This is a genomic window from Pseudomonas machongensis, assembly GCF_034961125.1.
GTDB lineage: Bacteria > Pseudomonadota > Gammaproteobacteria > Pseudomonadales > Pseudomonadaceae > Aquipseudomonas > Aquipseudomonas machongensis.
In genome coordinates, this window is record NZ_JAYFUI010000071.1 from 117799 (window position 1) to 141849 (window position 24051).

Sequence of the window (24051 nt, forward strand, 5' to 3'; positions counted from 1 at the left end):
GGTCGGTCCATCGGCAAAACCGGGAGTATGACCAGCCTCAGAGCGACCAGGCAACCGCCAGGCCGTCATGGATCGCCTCTTCAGCGGTTCGCGGGGCCAGGCAGTCGCCGATGCGCCGTACTTCGACCAACCCGGCCAGCTCCTGGGCCAGGGTGTCGACAGGCTGGTGACCCAGGCACAGCACCAGGGTGTCGATCTGTTCGAAGATCATGGGCTCGCCACTGGCGGTGTGTTGCAGGTACACGGTGTTGTCGTCGGTGCCGTAGAGGCGGGCGTAGGGGGTGATGGGGATCCCGAGGCGGTGCAGTTCCCCGGCCATCTGGTCACGTACGTAGAGTGGCAGGCTCTCGCCGCAGTGAGTGCCGTTGACCGCCAGTTGCACGTGATGGCCTTCACGCACCAGGCGTTCGGCGATGCCCGGGGCGATCCAGTCGCAGCGCCAGTCCAGCACCAGCACCGAGCGCCCCAGGGCGTGCTCGTTGCGCAGCACCTGCCAGGCATCCACCACCTGCAACTCGCCGCTGCGCTCGAATGCAGGCCAGTAGGGCTCGGCGCTGGTGGCAGCAATCACCAGGTCTGGCCGTTCGCGCTCGACCAGCGCGCGGTCTACGCGGGTATTGCGTACCACCTGCACGCCGGCCAGTGCCAGTTCGCGCTGCAGGTTGGTGCTGGCGCCGCCGAACTCGCTGCGCCGCGGCAGCAGTTGCGCCAGCAGCACCTGGCCGCCGAGCTGCGGGCCCGCTTCATACAGCGTCACCTCATGGCCTCGGGCGGCGGCGACGATGGCCGCCTTCATGCCCGCCGGACCACCGCCGGCTACCAGGATGCGCTTGCGCAGGGGTGCGGGTGTGACGCTGCCGTACTGCAGTTCGCGACCGGTTTCCGGGTGCTGGATGCAGGAGATCGGCAGGCCACGGTGGAAATGGCCGATGCAGGCCTGGTTGCAGGCGATGCAGGCGCGCACGTCCTCGACACGGCCTTGTTCGGTCTTGGCCGGCATCTGCGGGTCGCAGATCAGCGCGCGGGTCATGCCGCACACATCGGCCAGGCCGCGGGCGAGCATTTGTTCGGCTTCCTGTGGCTGGTTGATACGGCCAGTGACGAACAGCGGGATGTCCAGGCGCGCCTTGAAACTGCCGGCTTCGCGGGCCAGGTAGGCCGGCTCGATGGCCATCGGCGGGACGATATGCACCGCGCCACCCAGGGTGGCCGAGGTGCCGGCGACGATGTGCAGGTAATCGACCTGGTTCTGCACCGCGATGGCGGCCGCCAGTGATTCGTCTTCGCTCAGCCCTTCGCTGTCGCGTTCGTCGGCGCTGATGCGCAGGCCGACGATGAACTGTTCGTCAGTGGCTGCACGCACTGCCGCCAGCACTTCGCGCAGAAAACGCAGGCGGGCTTCGAGGTTGCCGTTGTAGCCATCGGTGCGGCGGTTGACGCGTGGGTTGAGAAACTGCGCGGGCAGGTAACCATGGCTGGCCACCACCTCGACGCCATCCAGCCCGGCCTGGTGCAGGCGCCGGGCTGCGCTGGCGTAGCCCTGGACGATTTCGTCGATCATCGGCTGCTCCAGGGCGCGCGGCATCACGCGAAAGCGCTCGTTCGGCACCGCCGAGGCCGAGTAGGCCACCGCCAGCAAGCCATCGGCCGATTCCATGATCTCCCGGCCGGGATGGAACAACTGCGACAACACCACGGTGCCGTGTGCATGACAGGCCTGGGCGATGCGCCGGTAGCCGTCGATGCAGGCATCGTGGGTGGCCATCAGCACGTGGGAGGTGTAGCGCGCACTGTCGTGCACCCCGGCGACCTGCAGCACGATCAGGCCGGCGCCGCCCTCGGCGCGGGCGCGTTGATAGGCGACGAGCTTGTCGTTGACCAGGTTGTCGGTGGGCAGACAGGTGTCATGGCCACTGGACATGATGCGGTTCTTCAGGCGTTTGCCACGGATCTGCAAGGGTTCGAACAGGTGAGCGAAGGCAGTCGACATGCGTACGGGCTCCAACGTGCGTTCTTGTTTTTTTCATGGAAGTGTACCTTCAGTAAAAAATCAACTTGTTTTTTTACTTTGGCAGGACTAGCTTCGGTTCATCCCCTCGTACCGGGGTAAGCTCGTCCCACAAGAACAACCCTGGATGACACCATGCACCCCAGCGAACGTACCCTGCGTGAGGAACTGGCCGCCTGTTATCGGCTGATTGCCCATTTCCGCATGACGGACCTGATCTTCACGCACATCTCGGTGCGCATACCCGGCCCCGAGCATCACTTTCTGATCAATCCCTACGGCCTGCTGTTCGAGGAAATCACTGCGTCCAACCTGGTGAAGATCGACCTGCAAGGGCGCGCCGTGGAGGCGTCGCCGTACCCGGTCAACCCGGCGGGCTTCGTCATCCATAGCGCCATCCACGGCGCACGCGAGGATGCCCAGTGCGTGTTGCACACCCACACCCGCGCCGGGTGCGCGGTGGCGGCGCTCGAGTGCGGGCTGCTGCCGGTCAACCAGATCTCCATGGAGTTCTACGGCAAGGTCGCTTACCACGACTATGAAGGCGTCGCCCTGGACATGGACGAGCAGCAGCGCCTGGTCGCCGACCTCGGCGAAAAGCCGGTGATGATCCTGCGCAATCATGGGTTGCTGACGGTGGGGCGCACGGCGGGCGAGGCGTTTCTGCGCATGTTCTATCTGGAGAAGGCCTGCGAGATCCAGTTGGCGGCGCAGAGCGCCGGGAAGGTGGTGCTGCCATCGCCCGAGGTCTGCGCGCATACCGAGCAGCAGTTCAATGCTCCGGCACGGCCGCTCAAGCCCGGTGAGCTGGCGGACCCGGATGCCATGGGGCTGGCCTGGGGGGCGCTGTTGCGGTTGCTGGAGAAAGTGGCGCCGGATTATCGGGACTGACAGCAGGAGCGGCCTTGTGTCGCGAAAGGCCGCTCCTGCAAAAGACCGCGCTGGCGTCGGTCAACGTGCCTGGGGTTCGATCAGCTGCGCCGGCGCTTGCTTGGCCTTGCCCCGGGCAACCCAGTAATACAGCACGCTAGGCACCACCAACCCGATCAGCCACGACACATCGACGCCGCCCAGGTGCGCAACCATGGGCCCGGTGTACAGCTTGGTGTCGATGAAGGGCATCTGGATCAGCACTCCGATGCTGTAGACGATGATGCCAGGCCAGTTCCAGCGGCCATAGCGCCCGTCGGGATCGGCCAGGGCAGGGATGTCGTAGCGCTCGCGGGTGATGAAGTAGTAGTCCACCAGGTTGACCGCGCTCCAGGGCACGAAGAAGGTCAGCAGGAACAGGATGAACGACTTGAATGCACTCAGGAACGAATGCTGGCCGAGCAGGGCCACCAGCGTCGCTGCACCCACGATGCCGAGCACGAACAGCAAGCGCTGCAGGCGGCTGATCTGCAGGCTGCCGCGAAAACCGCTGATGATCGTGGCGATGCACATGAAGCTGCCGTAGCTGTTGAGGGTGGAGATGGTCACCTTGCCGAAGGCGATGGCGAAGTACAGCAGCGCTGCGGTGGTACCGGCGCCGCCCAGGCCGACGATATAGGCCACTTCACGCCCCGAGAACTGGCCGCCGGCAATGGCGGCGGCGAACACGCCGAGGATCATCGAAGCCTGGGCGCCGATCACCGAGCCCAGGCCGGCGGCGAGAAAGGTCTTCAGCGCGGAGGTGTTGCTGGGCAGGTAGCGTGAATAGTCGGCGACGTAGGGGCCGAAAGCGATCTGCCAGGAGGCGGCCAGCGATACCGCCAGCAGGAACGAGGCCCAGCTGAAGTGGCGGTTGTCGAGCAGTTGGCCGATATCGGCGAGCAGCAGGATACGGCTGAACAGATAGACGAACGCAATGATCCCCAGCACGCTGGCCACGCGGCCGATCCAATGGATCACGCGGTAGCCGGCGAGGGTGGCCAGCACGATCACACCGGCGAAGATCAGGATGCCGGCGCTGTCGCTGACGCTGAGCAACTGGCCGATGGCCTGGCCCGACAGTACCGTGCCGGTGGCGGTGAACCCCAGGTACATCAGGCACACCAGCACCATCGGGATGGCCGCGCCATAGACGCCGAACTGCACGCGGCTGGAGATCATCTGCGGCAGCCCCAACCGCGGCCCTTGGGCTGCGTGCAAGGCCATGACCGCTCCGCCGATCACCTGGCCCAGCAGCAGGCCGATCAATGACCAGAACACATCACCGCCAAGCACGACGGCGAGGGCGCCGGTCACGATGGCGGTGATCTGCAGATTGGCTCCCAGCCACAGGGTGAACTGGCTGTACACGCGTCCATGGCGTTCAGCTTCGGGAATGTAGTCGATCGAGCGCCGCTCGATCACGGGCTTGCTGGACATGTGGGGCTCCGCTTGTTTGTTGTTGTAGGGCGGCAAGGGCAACCAGAGGAATGACTTCTCTCTTATATCATCATGTATATACAAGACGGTCAATGCATAGAAATCGACTTCTGTAGGAGTGGCCTCGTGTCGCGAAAGGGCCGTGCAGCAGCCCCCGACATGCTGAATCTGCATCGAGCGTCAGTAGCGCAATGGAAGGCAGAACAGGTGGCGAAGAGGCCGAAACGAGCGAAGCGGGTCATTAACCCGCGAAAAAGACACCGCGCTGCCTGGCACGGGCTACGCCCGTGTGCGCGGGACAAGTCGCGGCGGCGAACCGCCGCTCTCACAGGGATTGGGTTAGACCTTTAGATTTTGAGCAAGACAGAATTTCCAACAGCGGCGTGCTGCGAAGAGGCCCCTCAGTGTGCGCCGGCAGCCTTGCTCAGGTCGCTCTCGGCCCACTCGGTGTACACGCAGGCATCGGCCACCGCCCAGCGTACCTTGACCGTATCGCCCGGCTGCATCGGCATGCCTGCCGCCGATAACGCCTTGACCGTCATTTCGGTACCGCCCGCCGTCACCACGTGACAGGTCTGGCTTTCGCCGAGGAACAAGACCTCGCCGACCTTGGCGCTCACTTCATTCCAGCCTGCCGGCAGCGGTTCACGGGTCGCCTGTTCGGCGCTCAGCGCCAGGGCCTTTTCCGGGCGAACCATGATCAGCGCATCCTGACCTGCGGCCAACCCCGAGGTCAGGCGAATGGCCAGCGACTGGCCCTCGAACGCCGCCGCGCCATGGCTGCTGGCGGTGATCCGGAGGAAGTTGGAGTTGCCCAGGAACGAGGCGACGAACGCGTTTGGCGGGTTCTGATAGAGGTCGTAACCGCTGCCCAGACCGACGATCTTGCCGTGGCTGAAGATGGCGATGCGCTGGGACAGGCGCATCGCTTCTTCCTGGTCGTGAGTGACGTAGACGATGGTGATACCCAGGCGCCGATGCAGCTGACGCAACTCGTCCTGCAGGTCTTCGCGCAGTTTCTTGTCCAGGGCACCGAGGGGCTCGTCCATCAGCAGGATGCGTGGCTCGTACACCAGCGCTCGGGCGATCGCCACGCGCTGTTGCTGGCCGCCGGAGAGCTGGGCCGGGCGCCGGTGTGCGAAGGTTTCCAACTGCACCAGCTTGAGCATGGCGTCGACGCGCTTGGCGATCTCGGCGCTGCCCAGCTTGCGGATGGCCAGTGGGAAGGCGATGTTGTCGCGCACGCTCAGGTGCGGGAACAGCGAGTAGCGTTGGAACACCATGCCGATGTCACGCTTGTGCGGCGGCACGTTCACCAGCGAGCGGCCTTCGACCAGGATCTCGCCGCTGCTGGGGGTCTCGAACCCGGCCAGCATCGACAGGGTGGTGGACTTGCCCGAGCCGCTGGAGCCGAGGAAGGTGAGGAATTCGCCGTCCTGGATGTCCAGGCTGATGTTGTCGACCGCGGCGAAGTCGCCGTAGTGCTTGTTCAGGTTGCGCAGGGAGACCAGGGTCTTGCCGTGCGCGGCTTCTTTGATGACTGCACTCATTATTGTTGTCTCCGGCACTCAGGCGTTGGTTTCGTTGCGGCGGCGCAGGGCGCTGGCGATGAACATGACCAGCAGCGACAGGCCGATCAGCAGTGTCGAGGCGACGGCGATCACCGGGCTCAGGTCCTGGCGCAGGGTGGTCCACATCTTCACTGGCAAGGTCTGCAGGTCGGGGCTGGCCATCATCACGCTGAGCACGACCTCATCCCACGACACCAGGAAGGCGAACAGGCCGCCGGCGATCATGCCCGGGCGGATGGCCGGGAAGGTGACCTTGACGATCGCCTGCAGCCGCGAGGCGCCGCAGATCACCGCGGCATCCTCGATCGACTGGTCGAACAGCTTCAGCGAGTTGATGATCGAGATGATGGTGAAGGGCAGGGCGACGATCACGTGGCTGACCACGAAGGCGAACAGCGTGCCGGTATAGCCCAGCTTCAGGAACAGCGCGTAGACCGCGACCGCGATGATCACCAGGGGCACGATCATTGGCATGGTGAACAGGCCGTAGAGCAGTTCGCGCCCGGGAAAGCGCCCGCGCACCAGGGCGAAGGCGGTCGGCAGGCCCAGGGCCACGGCGGCGAAGGTGGTCAGCATAGCCACCTTGAGGCTGGCCAGCGCGGCGTCCATCCACTCGGGGTTGGAGAAGAACTGGTCGTACCATTTGAAGGTCCAGCCGGGGGGCGGGAACACCAGCCACTGGGAGGAGCCGAACGACAGCAGGACGATGAACACCACCGGCAGCAGCAGGAAGGCAGCGATGATCCCGGTGGTCAGGTACAGGCCGGTGCGCAGCGGGCGACCCATGGCGTTGGGGGACAGGAGCATGAAGGATTACCTCGCATTGCCGACCGGGGATTCCGGCTGCAGCTTCAGGTACAGGTAGAAGAGCACCAGGGTGATCACCACCAGCAGTGCCGCGGCGGCGCTGGCCAGCCCCCAGTTCAGGAACGACTGCACCTGCTGGATGATGAACTCGGGCAGCATCATGTTCTGCGCACCGCCCAGCAATGCCGGGGTGACGTAGTAACCGAGCGACATCACGAATACCATCAGCGCACCTGAGAACAAGCCTGAACGGCACAACGGGATGAACACTTTCCAGAAATTGGTCCAGGGGCTTGCACCGCAGATCGAGCCTGCCTGCAGCACCATTGGGTCGATGGCCTGCATGGTCGCCTGCAGTGGCAGCACGATGAACGGGATCATGATGTAGCTCATGCCGATCACTACACCGGTGAGGTTGTGCACCATTTCCAGCGGCGCATCGATGATGCCCAGCGCCATCAGCAGCTTGTTGATCACTCCCGAGCCTTGCAGCAGCACCAGCCAGGAATAGGTGCGGGCCAGCAGGCTGGTCCACATGGACAGCAGCACGATGTTCAGCAGCCAACGCCCCCAGCCACGAGGCACCAAAGTGATCGCCCAGGCCAGCGGAAAGCCCAGCAATACGCTGATCACCGTCACCAGACCCGCCACCGAGAAGGTGTTGAACAGCACCCGCGCGTAGGCTGAGTTGGCGAACAGCTGCTCGTAGTTGCCCAGCCCAGGCACCGGCTCCAGCACGCCGCGCAGCAGCAGGCCGATCAATGGCGCAAAGAAAAACAGGCCGAGGAACAACAGGGCCGGCAGCAGGTTGCGACTGCCACGCCAGCGCTGGCTCAGTGGCGGGCGGCGCACGGCCGCTCGCGGGGCGCCGGTGCCGGGGTCGGCACCTTGGGCATTGTGCAGGGCGTTGATGGCGACTTTCATTTGACCAGCCACTCATTCCAGCGCGCAGCGATTGCCTGGCCGTTCTTGGCCCAGTAGGCGAAGTCGAGGGTGACCTGGTCCTGGGCGTAGGCGGTTGGCAGGTTGGGCGCGAGTTTCTTGTCGAGCTCGGCGACGCTGTCGAGGTTCACCGGGGCGTAGGCGGTAAGGTTGGCGAAGTCGGCCTGGCCCTTGGCGCTGCTGGCGTTGGCCAGGAACTTCATGGCCGCGTCCTTGTTCTTGGCACCCTTGGGAATGACCAGGAAGTCGGCCATGACCAGGTTCTGCTTCCAGCTCACGCCCACCGGGGCACCATCCTGCTGCAGGGCGTAGACGCGCCCGTTCCAGAACTGCCCGAGCGCGGCTTCACCGGAGGCCAGCAATTGCTGGGACTGGGCACCGCCGCCCCACCAGACGATGTCTTTCTTGATGGTGTCGAGTTTTTTGAAGGCGCGGTCCAGGTCCAGCGGGTAGAGCTTGTCGGCAGGTACGCCGTCGGCGAGCAGGGCCAGCTCCAGCACGCCGGGGCTCGGCCACTTGTACAGCGCACGCTTGCCGGGGTAGGTCTTGGTGTCGAACAGCGCGCTCCAGTCGATCGGCTTGTTGGCCCCAAGCTTGCCCTCGTTGTAGCCGAGCACGAAGGAGAAGAAGAACGAGCCGACGCCATGGTCGGAGACGAAGCGCGGGTCGATGCGATCACGCTGGATGGTGGAGAAGTCGAGGGGTTCGAGCAGGCCTTCGCTGGCGGCACGCAGGGCGAAGTCGGCTTCGACGTCGACCACATCCCATTGCACGTTGCCGCTTTCGACCATGGCCTTGAGCTTGCCGTAGTCGGTCGGGCCGTCCTGTACGACCTTGATGTTGCTGCCCTTGCTGAAAGGGTCGGCCCATGCCTGTTTCTGGGCGTCCTGGGTGGTGCCGCCCCAACTGACGAAGTTGAGGCTGTCGGCGGCCTGGGTGGCCTGGCAGGCCAGTGCCAGCAGGCTTGCGGACAGCACAGCGGTGACTCGTTTGCTCAACAGCATGGTTACGCCCTCGTTGCTTTTGTTATTCGAGGCGGGCTTTTGTCGCGCCCGCCAACTGTGTTCGGGAGCAGCTATCTCAGGTAATTCGTGGCCGTTGTGTGATTGTAGGTGCGGCCGGCAGATTCAAGGTCTACGGGATATCATATTATGGTATTCCAAACTTTTGGCAAGCGTTCGGTGTTACCAGTCATCCTGTCGGTGACGCAAGATTCAGTGAGCTTCGAATGGAATGCTCTGCACCACTTCCAGCTCATACCCCGCCAGCCCTGCGTACTTGAGCGGTGGGCCCAGGTGGCGCAGCTTGCCCACGCCCAGGTCCTGCAGGATCTGCGCGCCGGTACCCACCTCCGAGTACACCTTCGACTGCCCACGCTGGTAGGGGCGCTGTGGCTGGGTGAGTTGCGGCACGCGTTCGAGCAGGGCCTGAGAGGATTCATGGTTGGCGAGGATCACTACCACGCCGGCACCCTCTGCTGCGACCCGCTCCAGCGCCGCCCACAGTGTCCAGTTGGCAGGGCCTGCATATTCAGCGCCGACCAGGTCGCGCAGCGGATCGATGACATGCACGCGTACCAGCGTCGGCTGCTCGCGGCGAATGTCGCCCATCACCATGGCCATGTGCACGCCACCTTCGATACGGTCCTCGAAGGTCACCAGGCGAAACGTGCCGTGGACCGTTGGCAGCTCGCGCTCGCCGATGCGCTTGACCGTCTGTTCGGTGCTCAGCCGATAGTGAATGAGGTCGGCGATGGTGCCGATCTTGATGCCGTGGCGCTCGGCGAACAGCTCCAGGTCCGGGCGGCGGGCCATGGTGCCGTCGTCGTTGAGCACTTCGACGATCACCGAGGCCGGTGCGAAGCCTGCCAGGCGCGCCAGGTCGCAACCGGCTTCGGTGTGTCCGGCGCGGGTCAGCACGCCGCCTTCACGGGCGCGCAGGGGGAAGATGTGGCCAGGCTGGACCAGGTGCTCGGGGCGGGCGTCCGCGGCCATGGCGGCGGCCACGGTCCGCGCGCGGTCGGCGGCAGAGATGCCTGTGGTGACACCGCTGGCGGCCTCGATCGATACCGTGAACGCCGTGCTGAATACGCTGCCGTTGGTCGGTACCATCTGCTCAAGGCCCAGGCGTTGGCAGTGTTCGTCGGTCAGCGTCAGGCAGATCAGGCCGCGTGCTTCGCGGGCCATGAAATTGATCGCTTGCGCGTCACAGCGCTCGGCGGCGATCAGCAGGTCGCCTTCGTTCTCCCGGTCTTCGTCGTCCACCAGCAGCACCATCTTGCCCTGGCGGTAGTCTTCGAGAAGGTCTTCGATGCTGTTGAAAGCCATGCTGCACACTCACTGTGGTCAGGTGATTTTTGTGGTATACCATAATACACAAATAACCCTGTACAGGAGAGCGACGGATGAAGGCTTACTGGATCGCCCATGTGGACGTTACCGACCCGGAGCAGTACCAGCAGTACACCCAGCGTGCGCCGGCGGCGTTCGTGGCATTTGGCGGGCGCTTTCTGGCCCGGGGTGGCAAGAGCGAGGCGATGGAGGGAAGGGTGACGCCGCAGCGCAGCGTGGTGATCGAATTCGACTCGTACGAGCAGGCGCTGGCCTGCTACCGGTCTGATCTGTATCAGGAGGCGTGCCGACATCGGCAGGGAGTGGCCAAAGCCGAGGTGATCATCGTCGAAGGGTTCGAGCCGTAGAGTCGCCCGATTCAGCCTAGAAAGGGCAGCACAAAAACCAGCTAGCCCTGCACAAATGCAGGGCTAGCGCTATGCATCAATGTCCGGCAGCGAGCTTGGCACCCACCTGGCGACGACGGTAGGCGCTGTCACGGCTGGCCAGCCACCAGTACAGCGGCGTGGTCACCGCTAACCCGACCAGCCACGACAGGTCGGCACCATTGATGTGTTCCGATACCGGCCCTACGTACAGCGGCGTGTTCATGAACGGAATCTGCACCACGATCCCGACGGCGTAGGCAATCAGCGCCTGCGGGTTGTAACGACCGTAGATCCCACCGTCGACCTTGAAGATCGACTGGATGTCGTACTCGCCCTTGTGGATGGCATAGAAGTCGATCAGGTTGATCGCGGTCCACGGCACCAGCACGACCAGCAGCACCAAGACCATGTCGACGAAGTGCCCGATGAAGTCGGACGAGGCGAAGACTGCCACCACGCTGCACGCGGCCAGCACGATCAGCGAGAGCACGGCGCGGGTCTTGGCGGTCGGGATCCAGCGATACGCGAAGGTCTGCACCAGGGTGATGATCGACAGCACCGCACCATACAGGTTGAGCGCGTTGTGGCTGATCACGCTGAGCAGGAACAGCACCAGCATCAGCGGGCCGATGGCGCCGGTGGCCAGCTTCACGGCGTCCATGGTGTCCATCCCGGCGGGGATCGCCAGCACGGCGACTGCGCCGAAGATGAACGACAGGCTCGAACCCAGGGCTGAGCCCAGGTAGGTGGTCCAGAAGGTCGACGACACTTTCACGTCGGCTGGCAGGTAGCGCGAGTAGTCCGACACGTAAGGGGCGAAGGCGATCTGCCACAGCGCCGCCAGCGACACGGTGGCCAGCCAGCCGGAGATGTTGAAGCTGCCGCGGGTCAGGAAGTCATCGCTCTGCACGTGGGTGAAGATGTAGCCGAAGCCGACCACGATGCCGATGCCCAGCACCCAGGTGCCGATGCGGTTGAGCACGTGGATGAAGCGGTAGCCGATGATGCCGATGATCCCCGAGCCCAGGGCGCCGATGACGATGCCTACCGGCACCGGCACGCTTTCGACCACGCCGTGCAGCGATTTGCCAGCCAGCACGATATTGGAGGCGAAGAAGCCGATGTACATCACCCCCGCGATCACCACCACCAGCAGCGCGCCGAGGGTGCCGAACTGGGCGCGGCTCTGGATCATCTGTGGGATGCCCATCTGCGGGCCCTGGGCCGAGTGCAGGGCCATCAGCACACCGCCGACCAGATGGCCGACCAGGATGGCGACGATGCCCCAGATCAGGTTGAGGTGGAACAGCTGCACGCCCAGGGCGCCAGTGACGATGGGCAGCGGCGCGATGTTGCCGCCGAACCACAGGGTGAACAAGTCCTTTACCTTTCCATGGCGGTCTTCGGGGGGCACGTATCCGATCGTGTGTTTTTCTATGAGAGGTGCCGATGTGGCTGCGCTGGTCATGACGGACTCCAAGGCAAGGATGGGCACTTCACAGGTGCCCGGATGCGCGTCGGCAAAAGGCGACGCTTTCTTGTTGGAGGCGATCATGGGGCGTGGGCGCAGATGGATAAATTAGTAAATATGTGCTCATGAACGTTAAAAAAACTAAGTTCGCGAATGGGGCACGGTAGACCGTCGCAAAGGCTGTGCCACCAGGCTGCAGCGCGCATGGGACGGGGTAGGTGGGAGGCGGTTGCGGCGCCTTTGCACTAAAAGAGTGCTTTGCGCGCGCAGGTGGGGCGGGTCAGGAAAAATCGGCGAGGGCGTTCGGGGCGCTGGAACGCGCCCCGGAGGGGAGGAGAGTCAAGCCTGGGCGACCACCGTTCGCTGGCTGAGCGGCCGGAGCAGGGCGCTCAAGGCAAGCAACAACACAGCCCCGCCACCCATGACGGCCCAGGCCCAGTGCAACGAGCTGAACTCATCGCGAACCAGACCGGCCACTACCGGCATCGAGGCTGCAATCAGGTAGCCACCCCCTTGCACGAAGGCCAGCAGCGACCCGGCTTCGGCCGGTGAGCGTGCATGATCGAGGGTGACGATCAGCGACAGCGGGAACAAGGCACCGATGCCCAAACCCAGGCACAGGATGGCCAGGGCGGTCAGTTGCAGCGGCGCCGTCATCAGGCAGGCCAGCCCGCCGATCAGCAGCAGGATCACCAGCGCCAAGGGTTGGCGGCGATCCGGGAAACGGTGAATCAGCGCCGACACCAGCAAACCGGCGATGACCTCGGTAATGGTCAGCGCACCGAGCAGGTAGCCGGCACTTTTCGCTGTCCAGCCCAGCTCGATGTAGAACGGGGGTAGCCAGGCGAGCACCAAGGTGTATGCCCCGGTTCCAATCCCGAAGAACACCAGCAGCAACCAGGCCCGGCCGCTGCGCCAGGGCAGGCCGGCTGCCGTAGGATAGGCATGGACGTTGCCTGCGGCGAGCAGCCAGGCGATCAGCGCGATCATGGCCGGAATGGCGGCATAGCCTAGAGTGAGGTTCCAGCCCAGCTTGCCCGCGCTGGGAGCAGCAATGGCGGCGGCGATGGCTGCACCGCCCATGATCCCCGTAGTGAACAGCCCCATGAGCATCCCTGCGCTTTGCGGGTGGTTGCGCTTGATGAATGCAGGCATCAGCGACTGGATCACGGCAATGCCGACGCCGCCTACGGCAGCGCTGGCGATCAGTGCGCTAGATGACTCGACATAGGTACGTACCGCGCAGGCCGCAGCAATCAGGGTCATGCCGATGGCCACGCCCTTGACCTCGCCGAGCAGGCGCAGCAGCCAAGGACCGGCGAGGGCGAACAGGCCCATCATCATCACCGGCAGTGTGGTCAGCAAACCGCCCTGGAAGTTGCTCAGGCCCAGGTCGCGCTGTAGCAGATCGAGCAGCGGGCCGACCGAGGCCATGATCGGCCGCAGGTTGATGCCGACCAGAATCGCCAGCAGCACTACGCTGGCCTTGGAGGGTGTATCACCCATGTCGCTGTTGCTCCTGCAGGAAACCACTGAGTGCCCGGTTGAAGGCCGGGGCATGGGAAACGTTGAAGACATGGCCGTCGCCTGGAAGAGTGATGAGCTGGGCGTGAGCAATACGGCTGGCAATGGCCTCGGCCTCGCCAGGTGGACTGATGCGGTCGCCGTCGGTGCCAAGTACCAGGGTGGGCGCCTGGATGTGTGACAGTCGATCGTTCAGGTCGTAGGTTTTCATACCCTCGCACCAGTGGATCTGGCAGCGCGCCCGCTGCATGGCGGCCTGGGCATGCCAGGCCTGGTAAAGGCTCTGCCCCTGGCTGGAGGCGGCGAAGGAACTGCCGACCAGTTGTGGCCATGTTGTCTTGAAGCGCTTCAGGCAACCGTCCGGCTGGCGAAGGTTTTCGGCCCACTCATCGAGCTGTTGATGGCGCGCGGTGCTGCTCATGCTTGCGAAGGACGCGGCCACCACCAGTTTGTCCACGGCATCCGGGTAGGCGCAGGCCAGTTCCAGGGCAATCATGCCGCCCAGCGAAAGCCCGATGAGCTGAGTGCTGGCCAGTCCGAGGTGATCCAGCAGTGCAATCAGCTCCTGGGCTTGCAGATGAGGCGTGATGTGTTCCGGCGCATTGCTGGACGCGCCATGGCCGAGCAGGTCCGGTACGATGACGCGATGGCCCAGGCGCAGCAGGGCCCCGACCTGGTCTGTCCAGGCGCGGCCACTGTTGCCCAGCCCGTGCAGGAGCAGGGTGGGGGTGCCGGCCCCGGCGTCAAAGTAGTAATAGCGATTTCGGTTGTGTTCGAAGAACGCCATGTTCCCTCCCGATTCATACCTCGTGCATATCAAGATAACTTAACGTTAAGATACTTGGAAGGTGCCGGGGTGCGGCAGGGATGTGGCCCTTGGGGAGTTCAGGGTGAACGGACGGTTATGCCAATGAAAGATCATGTCGATTTCGTCGTCGCGCAATGGGCGCAGGCGATGCCCTCCGTGGATGCTTCGTCCATGGAGGTCTTCGGGCGCATGGCGCGCCTGCAGAAACACCTCGAGCGCCGACGTTGCGCGGTGCTCGAGCAGTACGGTTTCAAGGAGGGGGAGTTCGATGTCATGGCGACCTTGCGCCGCTCCGGTGCACCGTACCAGCTGACCCCGACCGAGTTGTACAACTCGTTGTTGATCACCTCCGGGGCGATGACCAATCGTCTGAGCCGCCTCAAGGAGGCGGGTATGGTCGAGCAGATCCACGACCCTGCCGACAAGCGCAGCTACAAGGTGGCGCTGACCGCAGCAGGGCTTGCGGCTATCGAGAAAGCGGTTTTCAGCCACACCGATCTGCAGAACCAGTTCCTCGCTCCGCTGCGGATCGAGGAACGCGAAGCTCTCGCGCGGATGCTCAAGTTGATGCTGGCCAAGCTTCCCGAAGACGTCGATCCCATTCCATGAACATGATGACCCAGGAGGGGCCTGCATGCTTCACAGCAATTATCTGAAGCAGCTGGACCTGCAAGACATCGTGGTGTTTCTCAACTTGCTGGAATATCGCAGTGCCAAGCGCACCGCCGAACTGATGAACGTCAGCCAGCCCACGGTGAGCTACTGCCTCAAACGCCTGCGCGGTTGTTTCGACGACACCCTGTTCGCCTCCTCGCAGGGTTTGTTGCAGCCAACCGCCAAGGCGGAAAAGATCGCACCCTACCTGCGCGTGGTGATCGAGTCGGTCAACCGCTGCGCCGAGGATGCCCCCTCCGGCGATGGCGTCGCTGCCCCGAGGATCTGGCGCCTGTGCGCGCCGGAATACTTCGAGCTGGCCTTTCTGCCCCAGGCACTGGCGACCTTGTCGAGCAATCACCCCAATACCTCCCTGCACCTCGATCGGTTAAGCCGCGACTTGCCGGTGGACCGGTTGATTTCCGGTGATATCGACCTGGCCATCGGCTTCGGTCCGAGTTACCACCAACTGCACCCCGAGCTGCAATGGCAACCGGTGCTCAGCGATGGTTTCGTCTGCCTGACCAGCCAGCGTGGGCTTGCGCTGGACGGGGCGATGAGCCTGGATGAGTTCTGTGCTTCGGCGCATGTCTTTCCTACGCCGTGGATCTCGGAGAAGAACATGGTCGATAGCTGGCTGGAGAAAATAGGCCGCACGCGCAATGTGCTGGTGCGGGCGAACGGCTACCAGGCCTGCGTCAACATCCTGGCCGCCGTTCCCTCGACCTTGGCCTTGCCGGCGCGCTTGCTGCCACACCTGCGTATCCCCGAGGGGGTGAGGGTGTGTCAGCCCCCGATGGGGTTTCCGGTGTTCACGGTGGATATGATCTGGTCGCGTGATCGAGGGCTGGGTACGGATGTCTCCAGTTTGCGCAGGTTGATCCAGGATGTGGCGGGGGACCTGCTCCGCGCAGGGTGACACAGGTTATTGACACGGATTGCAGGCGCTCAGGATGAGTGAACATTCAGTGGTTACAGGGCCTTTTGCGGCCTCTTCGCGTAAGGCCATGCCTATCGACAGCGCTTGCTCGGGTGCGATGTTTCGTGCCCCGACAAACGCTCCCCCCTGTGCGTTCCGTCGCACGGCCGCACTTTTAATTTTTCATCACGGCTTTAGGTTTCTTAAAACCAGCACCCACGACATTTCCCCTAACGTGTTTTCGTCAGGCGGCGGACGGCCTGCCTGTCTGTAATCCATTTCCCAAGGAAGATGTCAGATGTTGGCCCACACTCAAGCTAAAGCTTTACCTTTCTATCGTCATCCCACGCCGTGCTACGGCTTCGAATGTGTCTATGCCGTCGAACCGGGACTGCGCGTCTTCGACTCGATGGACACTGCGGCACTCTATGAAGACCTGGCCCATAGCGGCGCGGTGATCTACCGCGACTTCAGCGACTCGCTCGAAGACTTCAACGATTTCGTCAGCGCGCAGTCCTCCCGGGTCACCTTCGATCCCGCGCGCAAGGCCGCCACGGCCAATACCGCCGAGATCGAAGCAGGCGTTCACGAGATGGGGCTGCACCGGGAGAACGGCAATTTGCCGTTCAACCCGGACCTGCAGTGGTTCTACTGCCTGGAAGCGGCGTCGGTCGGCTCCGAGACCACGTTGTGCGATGGCGAGCGAGTGCTGTTCGACCTCTCCCCGAAAACCCGTAAGAGCTTCGAATCCCGTGCCATTCGCTATGCGCGTCGCATTCCCTGGCACAACGTGCGGCGCTTCCTGAGCATCGAGCTGCAATTGCCGATCGACAGCGTCACCGACGAGCACTTGCAGCAGGTCAACGACCAGGTGGCCGGCCAGACCTACCGTCGCATCGACCAGAACCTGATCGCCTCCGAATTGGTGATCAGCGCGGTGGAGACCAGCTGCTTCAGCGGTCGCAAGGCCTTCTGCAATTCGATGCTCGGCCCTAGCGTCAACTACGAGCCGCCACGCATCACCTGGGCCGACGGCGAGGAGATCGCCCTTGAAATCTGGGACGAGATCAAGGAAGTCACCGCCCGTAACACCTACAGCCACTTCTGGAAGAAGGGCGACATCGTGGTCATCGACAACACCCGCGTGATGCACGGTCGCCGTCGCCTCGACGATATCAGCCGACGCATCTTCGGCGCCCAGAGCTACCGCATCGGGGGTAACGGCCAATGATCAGCCAGAAAATGCAGCACTACCTGACCACCAGCACTGACCGCGTGGTGATCCGCGAAATGCACGGGCGCGACTACACCCTGCATGGCCTGCGCGATGACGTCGAACGCCTGGCCCAGGCACTGCAGGCTCGGGTCGGCAACTGCGAGCGCAAGGTGTTCGGTATCGCGATGCGCTCATGCTACGAGTGGGTGTACACCCTGCTGGCGATCCAGAAGGTCGGTGGTGTATTGCTGCCGGTGCCCATCGAGTTTTCCGACGATCAGATCGGCAGCCTGCTCGGCAAGGCCGCCGCCGTGTTCGTCAGCGATGAGCCGACCGCCCGGCGCCTGCACCGCATCCTGCCGGACAAGCCGAGCTTCATCCCCCGGCAATTGATGACCCAGTCCACTGACACGCCCTGGGCCCAGGACGACGAACTGATCCCCGCCGGTATCGTCTCGGTGATCCACACCTCGGGCACCACCTCCAAGCCCAAGGGCGTGATGATTCGCGACGCGGCCGTGGGGCTGCTGGTCGACAACGTGATGAAGTGCTTGCCGCAGCAGCCGCTGCACTACTTCTCGATCGTGCCGATGAGCCTGCTGATCGAGCAGGTGCTGGGTGTGTTCATTCCGATCCTGTCCGGTGGCACCCTGACCCTGATGCCCGAGGGCGTCACCGAGTACGGCGCGGCCAGTGGCAATGCCCGTCATTACCTGGAGTTGATCGCACCCAATCACCCCAACTTCCTCTACCTGCCGCCCAAGCTGCTGGAAGAGGCCAACCTGCTGCTTGAGCAGGGTGCGAGTGTCGAGGACCTGTTCGGCCCCGCCAATCCGCACATCATCACCGGCGGCGCGAAGATCCCGGCCACGGTGCTCCAGGCCCTGGATGCCCGCGGTGTGCAAGTGTTCGAGGCCTATGGGCTGAGCGAGAACTCCTCGATCATCTCGCTGAACTCGCCTGCAGAGCGGCGCATCGGCTCGGCCGGCAAGCTGCTCGACGGCATCGAGCCCAAGCTGGTCGACGGCGAGTTGCTGGTGAAGACGCCGACCCTCTGCGCGGGTTACTACAACGCCGACGACACGGCCTGCGACCTGTCCGACGGCTACCTGCACACCGGCGATATCGCCGAGTTCCGTGACGGTTTCCTGTACATCACCGGGCGCAAGAAGCACGTGATCATCCTCTCGACGGCGCGCAACATTTCGCCTGAGTGGGTGGAGAACGTCTACAAGGAGAGCCCGCTGGTCGACGACATGATCGTCATGGGCGAAGGGCGCGACGAGCCGTGCGCCATCATCCTCAGCACTGCGAGCCCTGCCAGCGTGCAGCACGAGATGGCGCGCCTTGAGCACCGCCTTGCGGACTTCGCACGGGTGCGACGCATCCAGGTCGTCGGCGACATCGCAGGGTTTCGTGACCAGTTCTACACGGTCACCGGACGACCGCGGCGCGCCGAGATCGAAGCGCGATTCATCGATCAACTGTACGCCTAGGACGGGACGTCGCCCATGTACATCGTGCGCAATTTCTACAAGGGTCGCCCCGGCTACCGCTGCCTGCAGGAGGCGGTACGGGGTCATTACCTCAAGCACTACGAGGCAACGCCCGTGCCGCAGCCTGACCTGTTCGTCTGCCTGACCGGCTCCACCGGCGGGGCGCCGGGCTACGCCTGTGCCGGCATCAGCTACGGCGACTCCGGCAAACTGTTCAGTGAGTACTACCTGGACCAAACGCTGGATGAACGCTACGCCATCGACCGCGCGCGTATCGCGGAGATCGGCGCTTTCGCCTCGTTCCAGAGCGGCAGCGGTGCTGGCAAGTACCTGCTCGACAACGTCATCCGCACCCTGGCCCTGCGCAACTTCGGCCTGGTGGTGCTGACCGCGACGCCGCAGGTCCGGCAACTGCTGGCAGCGATTGTCGACAACCTCGACGACCTGGGCCAGGCCGATTCACGCCGGGTCAAGGACCCCAGTGTCAACTGGGGGACCTACTACGACCAGGCACCGCGCGTACTGGTTTCGCGCCTGTCCTCGCCCAGTGCCTGGCTCAAGGCACCGACACCTTCCATCCCGCCACCGCAGTTCGCCCACCAGGCGTCTGTCTGACCCATGTGCGTGCCGGGCGCTTCGCGCCCCGCCACGCCGGAGATCCTATGCACGCCAACACGCGTTATGAAAACTTCATCGTCTTCCTGGCCCCTCTGGTCAACAGCCTGGGGGGCATCGCCATCGACCTGTATGCGCCGAGCCTGCCGTCCATCGGGCGCGAACTCGGGGTGGGGCCTGCGCTGATGCAGAACACCATCACCATCACGCTGCTGTTCTATGCCCTGGGGCAGTTGTTCTTCGGCGTGATGGCCGACGCGCGCGGGCGGCGACCTGCCGTACTGCTGGGCCTGGGTGTGTTCGTGGTCGGCAGCCTGCTGGCCACCGCCGCGACGTCCATCGAGATGCTCCTGCTGGCGCGTGCGCTGCAGGGCTTTGCCATTGGCGCCTGCCAGGTCGTTGCCCGTGCTGTGCTGGTCGACGTCGTCAAAGGCCCGCGCTTCTATGTCGCGATTATCTACCTCAGCCTGGCGTTCGGCATGGGGCCCGTCATCGCGCCCTATATCGGTGGGCTGATCGAGGTGCATTTCGGCTGGCGCTACAACTTCGTGCTGTATGCCGCCTATGCGGTCATGGTCCTGGCTTTCGTCGTTGCCGGGCTCAAGGAGTCGCTGCCCGCCAGTGCCCGCCGCGGCGCCTTGCAGACAGTGGTCGGCTATCGGTTCATTCTGGCCGACAGACGCTTCCGTGCTTCGGTGGTGGTACTCGGCGCGAGCTTTTCCGCATTCTTGCTGTGGAACGTGTTCGGGCCGCATATCGTCCAGGATGTGCTCGGCCATGACGCGCATTACTTCGGCACCACGGCGCTGGGGGTGGGGTGCTGCTACCTGGTCGGCACGCTGACCAACCGTGCGCTGGTGCGCATCGTCTCACCCGATACCCTGATGTGGAGTGGGTTGGCGCTGTTTCTGCTCGGGGTGCTGTGCATTGCGGCGGCTGCCGACACCTTGAGCCTGGTGAACATTCTTGCTGGCATCATGCTGATCGCCTTCGGCCAGGGCTTTATCTTCTCCAATGCCATGGCCCGCTCGATGGCACTGTTTCCCGACCGCGCCGGGGTGGCTGCGAGCCTGCAGGGCTGCTTGATGCTGGTGTTCGGTTCGATTGCCTCGGCGACGGTCAGCGGCTTCGGGTTGGAGTCGAACCTGCCGATCGCCGGGGTGTTCGCGGTACTGATGCTGGTATCTTTTTCCGGGATGCTGGGGGCACGGATGGCGCGCCAGGCGTCCTTGGCCTAGGGGCTTGCACGAGTCGTATAGCGCGCCCGATCAATCCAGTGGCTGGGCCCGCAGACGGTCCAGCTACTGGGCATAGGCAGCAAGCGCTGCCAGCCTCGCGCAACCGTCACCCCAGTGCTTCGTGCTCTTGCTTGTACAGTTGCAGGCCACGGGCCTGATAGTTGGCCAGAGCGGCGGGGTGGTCGAGGCTGCAGGTGTGCACCCAGACCCGCTGCGTGCCGGGCCACTCCCAGGCGCTGCGGATGGCCTGGCTGAGCAGCGGGCCGCCGAAGCCCTTGTCAAGAAACTGCGGGGCGAGGCCGAAGTAGCGGATCTCGGCGTTCTCGCCGTCGGGGCGGTGCAGTTCGTAGTAGCCGGCGATGGCGCCACGGTAGTAGGCCACCCAGGTGCGGTGGCAGTCCTGGCCGACAACCGCCAGCCACTGCTCGTCGCTCCAGCTGTTCAGGTCGTTCCAGCCCCAGGCCTTGCCCACCAGTTGGTAGAGGAAACGGTTGAGCTGCGGTTGGACGACTTCGCACTCGACGATCGTCAGGCCATCGGGGACAGGCTTGCTGCGCAGGGCGTGCGCAGAGGTCATTTCCAGGTAGTAGGTGGTCAGCGTGGTGGTCACCGGCGGGGCTCCAGGTCGGGGGCAAGCCCGCTAGCGTACCTGCCAGGACGTGAGGATCAAAGCCTGTCGGCCTTTACTCAAGCCGATGTAGGCGGGATATCGGCGGGTGTATCGATATCGCGCAGGATGCCGGGGTCGTCGAGATCCAGCACAAGACAGGCGTGAGGGTTGGCTTCGATGACCGGTCGCCCACCCTGGTCACCGTGCAGGCGGGTGAGGGCCGCCCAGAAATGGCGCCCGAAGATGACCGGATGGCCACGTCGGCCTTGGTAGCACGGCAGGAGGATACGCTCGGCAGCGAGGTGACCGAGCAGGTGTTCGAAGGTGCGTGGTGCGATCCACGGCATATCGCCAAGCAGCACGGCCACGGCCGGGGCATCGATGCTGGCCAGGGCCGTGATGCCGGCCGCGAGACTCGCTCCCATGCCATCAGCTGCCTGTGCGGCGCGTACGATGTGGACTTGCGCATTGATGCCCAGGGTTTGCGGATCATCGTCGCAGCGCACCACCACATACACCGGGTCGAAACAGGCTTGTACCTGTTTCAAGGTGCTGGCCAGTAGGCCCTGTCCGTCCGCGAGCACGGCCTTGCGCTTGTCGCTGCCAAAGCGCGTGCCGCGTCCGGCGGCGAGCACCAACGCGGCGCAGGGAGCTCTGGCTTGGGGTTCGGTCATGGTGGGTTGTCCGAGTGTGGCGGCATGGAAAGCTCGCAAGCATACCGCAGGGTCAGGTGGCAGGCAGTGTCTGTTCCCGCGCCTGCTTGGCCTTGGTGACGTTCACTGCACCAGGCAGTTCGACGCCGTTCTTGGCGGCGAGGATCTCGGCCATCACACTCACGGCAATTTCGGCTGGGGTCTTGCTGCCGATGTAGATGCCGATGGGGCCGTGCAGGCGCGCAAGGCTAGCATCGGACTCACCGAAGTGCTCGATCAGCCGCGCGCGACGCTGCTGGCTGTTGCGCCGCGAGCCGATGGCACCGATATAGAAAGCCGGGCCATGCAGCGCTTCGAGCAGGGCCAGGTCGTCGAGCTTGGGGTCGTGGCTGACCGCGACGATGCAGGTGCGCACGTCCGGGGCGAAGTCGCGCACGACATCGTCGGGCATGCCGACCAGGCACTCGACACCGGCCACGTTCCAGCCGTCGATGTACTCGGGCCGAGGGTCGCAGACCGAAACACGAAAACCATTGAACAGGGCCATGGTCGCCAGGTATTCGGCCAGGGCACCCGCGCCGATCAGCAGCAGTCGATAACCTGGACCCAGGGTGCTCGCCATGTGCTCGCCATCAACGCTGAACTGCTCCGGGGCCGCACTGGGGAGGAGGGTGGCCACGCCGCTGTGCAGGTCGAGCTGACGGCGCACCAGTTGGCCGCTGTCGAGCTGCTCAAGCAGTTGGGCCAGCGACTGCCACGATGGCGAAAACTCCAGAATCAGCTCTAGCGTGCCGCCACAGGGCAGCCCGAAGCGATGGGCCTCGTCGGCGGTAACGCCGTAGCGCACCCGCTGTGGGGTGCTGTCAGGCAGGCCGGGGCCACCGTAGGCGGTGGTGTAGCGGTGGATCAGGTCGTCTTCGATGCAGCCGCCGGAGACGCTGCCGACCACACGCCCGTCGCTGCGCAAGGCCATCATCGAGCCGACCGGGCGTGGTGACGAACCCCAGGTACGGGCGACGGTGGCCAGTAGCACGCGGTGGCCGGCTTGCAGCCAGTCCCGAGCGGTACGCAGGACCAGCAGGTCGATACTTTCCATGGGCGCTCCTTCAACGCATATGCAGCACGATCGGGCTGCTGCTGGCAGGGTCGGTATGTTCACGCAGCTTGGCCACCGCCTGTGCATCGACCGCACCACCGGTATTACCCCAGGTCGTACGGACGAAGCTCAGCACTTCGGCGATCTCCTGGTCCGACATCTGTTCACGCAGCGCGGGCATGCGGTAGGCATCCGGCACCCCGGCGGCGACGATACGCTGCGAGCCGTTGAGGGTGATATTGATTGCCGAGGCGTTTTCCTTGGCCAGCATCGAGGTCGCACCGGCCAGTGGCGGAATCCACTCGGCCTGGCCCTGACCGTCCAGGCCATGGCACGACGCACAGCGGGTCACGTAGCTGTGTGCGCCTGGGGCATCGAGGCGGGTAGCCGCCGACACGGCCTGATACTGCCAGGGGGCGCCGTCGCGCTGGGGGTCGCCCGGCAGCGACTTCAGGTAGCGGGCAATCGCGCCCAGGTCGTCGTCGCTCATGAACTGCGTGGAGTTGTTGAACGCCTCGGTCATCGAACCGTACACCACCGCATGCTTGTTGCGACCGGTCTTGAGGAACTGCACGATCTCGGGTTCGCTCCAGCGCCCAAGCCCGGAGTTGTGGTCCTGACGCAGGCTTGGCGCGTACCAGCCGTCGAGCAGGGCTCCGGCGAGAAACGCCTTGCCGGAGTCGTCCAGCGCCTTTTCGTTGAAGGCAAGGCCACGTGGAGTATGGCAACTGCCGCAGTGGCCCGGGCCCTGGACGATATAGGCGCCGCGGTTCCACAGGGGGTCTTCGGTGGGCTTTTCAGCGTAGGGCTTGTCGGCGGCGAACAGGCCGTTCCACAAGGCGATCGGCCAGCGCAGGTTCAGCGGCCAGGGAATATCGCTGGGGATATTGGCCTGGTCTGACGGCTGCACGCCCTTCATGAAGAAGGCATAGAGCGCCCTCATGTCGTCATCGCTGAGCTTGGCGTAGGACGGGTAGGGCATGGCCGGGTACAGCCGGCGCCCGCCCGGCGCGACGCCGTGGCGCACGGCGCGGTCGAAGTCGGCGAGGCTGTAGCTGCCGATACCGTTGTTGCGGTCCGGGGTGATGTTGGTGGCATGGATCGCGCCCAAGGGCGTTGCCATTTCCAGGCCGCCGGCGAACGGCGCCTTGCCGGGCAGGCTGTGGCACGCCACGCAGTCGCTCAGGCGCGCGACATATTCGCCGCGGGCGATCAGCGCTTGGTCGGGGCTTGGGGTTTCCTGCTCGAAGGGCGAGGTGACCTCGCGGGTGACATACCAGGCCAGCAGGCCTGCCGCAACAAGGCACGGCAGCGCGAGCCAGCGAGTGGTGGTTACCAGTCGGCTGTTTTTCATG

Annotated in this window: 22 protein-coding genes; 8 read left to right on the top strand and 14 right to left on the bottom strand. The window is 64.2% G+C overall.

Going from position 1 to position 24051, the window contains the following annotated elements:
- Nucleotides 1-37: 37 nt before the first annotated feature.
- Nucleotides 38-1990: an oxidoreductase gene (locus VA602_RS05955; protein WP_323452760.1), complete on the bottom strand. Its 1953-nt coding sequence runs from the start codon at nt 1988-1990 to the stop codon at nt 38-40.
- Between the two features lie 141 nt (nt 1991-2131).
- Between VA602_RS05955 and VA602_RS05960 the strand changes: the two genes are divergently transcribed.
- On the top strand, nt 2132-2899 hold the full coding sequence (locus tag VA602_RS05960; RefSeq protein WP_323452787.1) for a class II aldolase/adducin family protein: 768 nt from the start codon (nt 2132-2134) through the stop codon (nt 2897-2899).
- A gap of 60 nt (nt 2900-2959) precedes the next feature.
- Here VA602_RS05960 and VA602_RS05965 read toward each other — a convergent pair whose 3' ends face one another.
- The 6 genes from VA602_RS05965 to ribBA all read right to left on the bottom strand — a co-directional run bounded on the left by VA602_RS05965 (nt 2960) and on the right by ribBA (nt 10004).
- Nucleotides 2960-4357 carry a purine-cytosine permease family protein gene (locus VA602_RS05965; RefSeq protein ID WP_125929775.1) on the bottom strand — a complete coding sequence of 466 codons (1398 nt, stop codon included), beginning with the start codon at nt 4355-4357 and terminating at the stop codon, nt 2960-2962.
- A 401-nt stretch (nt 4358-4758) separates the two neighbouring features.
- Nucleotides 4759-5907, bottom strand: coding sequence for an ABC transporter ATP-binding protein (locus tag VA602_RS05970; protein ID WP_153773781.1), 1149 nt, complete (start codon nt 5905-5907; stop codon nt 4759-4761).
- 18 nt (nt 5908-5925) lie between these two features.
- The gene (locus tag VA602_RS05975) at nt 5926-6735 is read right to left on the bottom strand and encodes an ABC transporter permease (protein WP_323452761.1); all 810 of its coding nucleotides are present in this window, start codon (nt 6733-6735) and stop codon (nt 5926-5928) included.
- Between the two features lie 6 nt (nt 6736-6741).
- Nucleotides 6742-7659: an ABC transporter permease gene (locus VA602_RS05980; RefSeq protein WP_054890793.1), complete on the bottom strand. Its 918-nt coding sequence runs from the start codon at nt 7657-7659 to the stop codon at nt 6742-6744.
- Nucleotides 7656-8681 carry an ABC transporter substrate-binding protein gene (locus VA602_RS05985; protein WP_323452762.1) on the bottom strand — a complete coding sequence of 342 codons (1026 nt, stop codon included), beginning with the start codon at nt 8679-8681 and terminating at the stop codon, nt 7656-7658. Before VA602_RS05985 ends, VA602_RS05980 begins: the two co-directional genes overlap by 4 nt.
- 210 nt (nt 8682-8891) lie before the next feature.
- Complete coding sequence (gene ribBA, locus VA602_RS05990) at nt 8892-10004, bottom strand: bifunctional 3,4-dihydroxy-2-butanone-4-phosphate synthase/GTP cyclohydrolase II (RefSeq protein ID WP_151924552.1); 1113 nt, start codon at nt 10002-10004, stop codon at nt 8892-8894.
- Between the two features lie 77 nt (nt 10005-10081).
- Between ribBA and VA602_RS05995 the strand changes: the two genes are divergently transcribed.
- Nucleotides 10082-10375 carry a DUF1330 domain-containing protein gene (locus tag VA602_RS05995; protein WP_063545065.1) on the top strand — a complete coding sequence of 98 codons (294 nt, stop codon included), beginning with the start codon at nt 10082-10084 and terminating at the stop codon, nt 10373-10375.
- A gap of 76 nt (nt 10376-10451) precedes the next feature.
- On the opposite strand, the gene VA602_RS06000 is transcribed toward VA602_RS05995, so the two are convergent.
- The 3 genes from VA602_RS06000 to VA602_RS06010 form a co-directional block, all read right to left on the bottom strand.
- On the bottom strand, nt 10452-11864 hold the full coding sequence (locus VA602_RS06000) for a purine-cytosine permease family protein (protein ID WP_054890789.1): 1413 nt from the start codon (nt 11862-11864) through the stop codon (nt 10452-10454).
- A gap of 342 nt (nt 11865-12206) precedes the next feature.
- Entirely contained in the window at nt 12207-13373 is a 1167-nt protein-coding gene (locus VA602_RS06005) for an MFS transporter (protein ID WP_197891113.1), read from the bottom strand.
- Nucleotides 13366-14178 (bottom strand): alpha/beta fold hydrolase, encoded by an 813-nt coding sequence (locus tag VA602_RS06010; RefSeq protein WP_054890787.1) that lies wholly within the window; start codon nt 14176-14178, stop codon nt 13366-13368. The genes VA602_RS06005 and VA602_RS06010 overlap by 8 nt, the downstream gene beginning before the upstream one ends.
- Nucleotides 14179-14301: 123 nt before the next feature.
- Between VA602_RS06010 and VA602_RS06015 the strand changes: the two genes are divergently transcribed.
- The 6 genes from VA602_RS06015 (at nt 14302) to VA602_RS06040 (ending at nt 20337) form a co-directional block, all read left to right on the top strand.
- Complete coding sequence (locus VA602_RS06015; RefSeq protein WP_323452763.1) at nt 14302-14808, top strand: MarR family winged helix-turn-helix transcriptional regulator; 507 nt, start codon at nt 14302-14304, stop codon at nt 14806-14808.
- Nucleotides 14809-14833: 25 nt separating this feature from the next.
- A complete protein-coding gene (locus VA602_RS06020; protein WP_054890785.1) occupies nt 14834-15772 on the top strand; it encodes a LysR family transcriptional regulator in 939 nt (312 codons plus the stop codon).
- 298 nt (nt 15773-16070) lie between these two features.
- Nucleotides 16071-17003: a TauD/TfdA family dioxygenase gene (locus tag VA602_RS06025; protein WP_323452764.1), complete on the top strand. Its 933-nt coding sequence runs from the start codon at nt 16071-16073 to the stop codon at nt 17001-17003.
- A complete protein-coding gene (locus VA602_RS06030; protein ID WP_323452765.1) occupies nt 17000-18484 on the top strand; it encodes an AMP-binding protein in 1485 nt (494 codons plus the stop codon). The genes VA602_RS06025 and VA602_RS06030 overlap by 4 nt, the downstream gene beginning before the upstream one ends.
- Nucleotides 18485-18499: 15 nt before the next feature.
- On the top strand, nt 18500-19099 hold the full coding sequence (locus tag VA602_RS06035; protein ID WP_153773776.1) for a thermostable hemolysin: 600 nt from the start codon (nt 18500-18502) through the stop codon (nt 19097-19099).
- Between the two features lie 47 nt (nt 19100-19146).
- On the top strand, nt 19147-20337 hold the full coding sequence (locus tag VA602_RS06040; RefSeq protein WP_323452766.1) for a multidrug effflux MFS transporter: 1191 nt from the start codon (nt 19147-19149) through the stop codon (nt 20335-20337).
- Between the two features lie 106 nt (nt 20338-20443).
- On the opposite strand, the gene VA602_RS06045 is transcribed toward VA602_RS06040, so the two are convergent.
- The 4 genes from VA602_RS06045 to VA602_RS06060 all read right to left on the bottom strand — a co-directional run bounded on the left by VA602_RS06045 (nt 20444) and on the right by VA602_RS06060 (nt 24050).
- Nucleotides 20444-20947, bottom strand: coding sequence for a GNAT family N-acetyltransferase (locus tag VA602_RS06045; protein WP_141687472.1), 504 nt, complete (start codon nt 20945-20947; stop codon nt 20444-20446).
- A 77-nt stretch (nt 20948-21024) separates the two neighbouring features.
- Nucleotides 21025-21621, bottom strand: a complete 597-nt coding sequence (locus tag VA602_RS06050; RefSeq protein ID WP_323452767.1) for a nucleotidyltransferase family protein — start codon at nt 21619-21621, stop codon at nt 21025-21027.
- A gap of 52 nt (nt 21622-21673) precedes the next feature.
- Nucleotides 21674-22696 (bottom strand): XdhC family protein, encoded by a 1023-nt coding sequence (locus tag VA602_RS06055; RefSeq protein ID WP_323452768.1) that lies wholly within the window; start codon nt 22694-22696, stop codon nt 21674-21676.
- Between the two features lie 10 nt (nt 22697-22706).
- Nucleotides 22707-24050, bottom strand: coding sequence for a c-type cytochrome (locus tag VA602_RS06060; protein WP_323452769.1), 1344 nt, complete (start codon nt 24048-24050; stop codon nt 22707-22709).
- Nucleotide 24051: the final 1 nt, after the last annotated feature.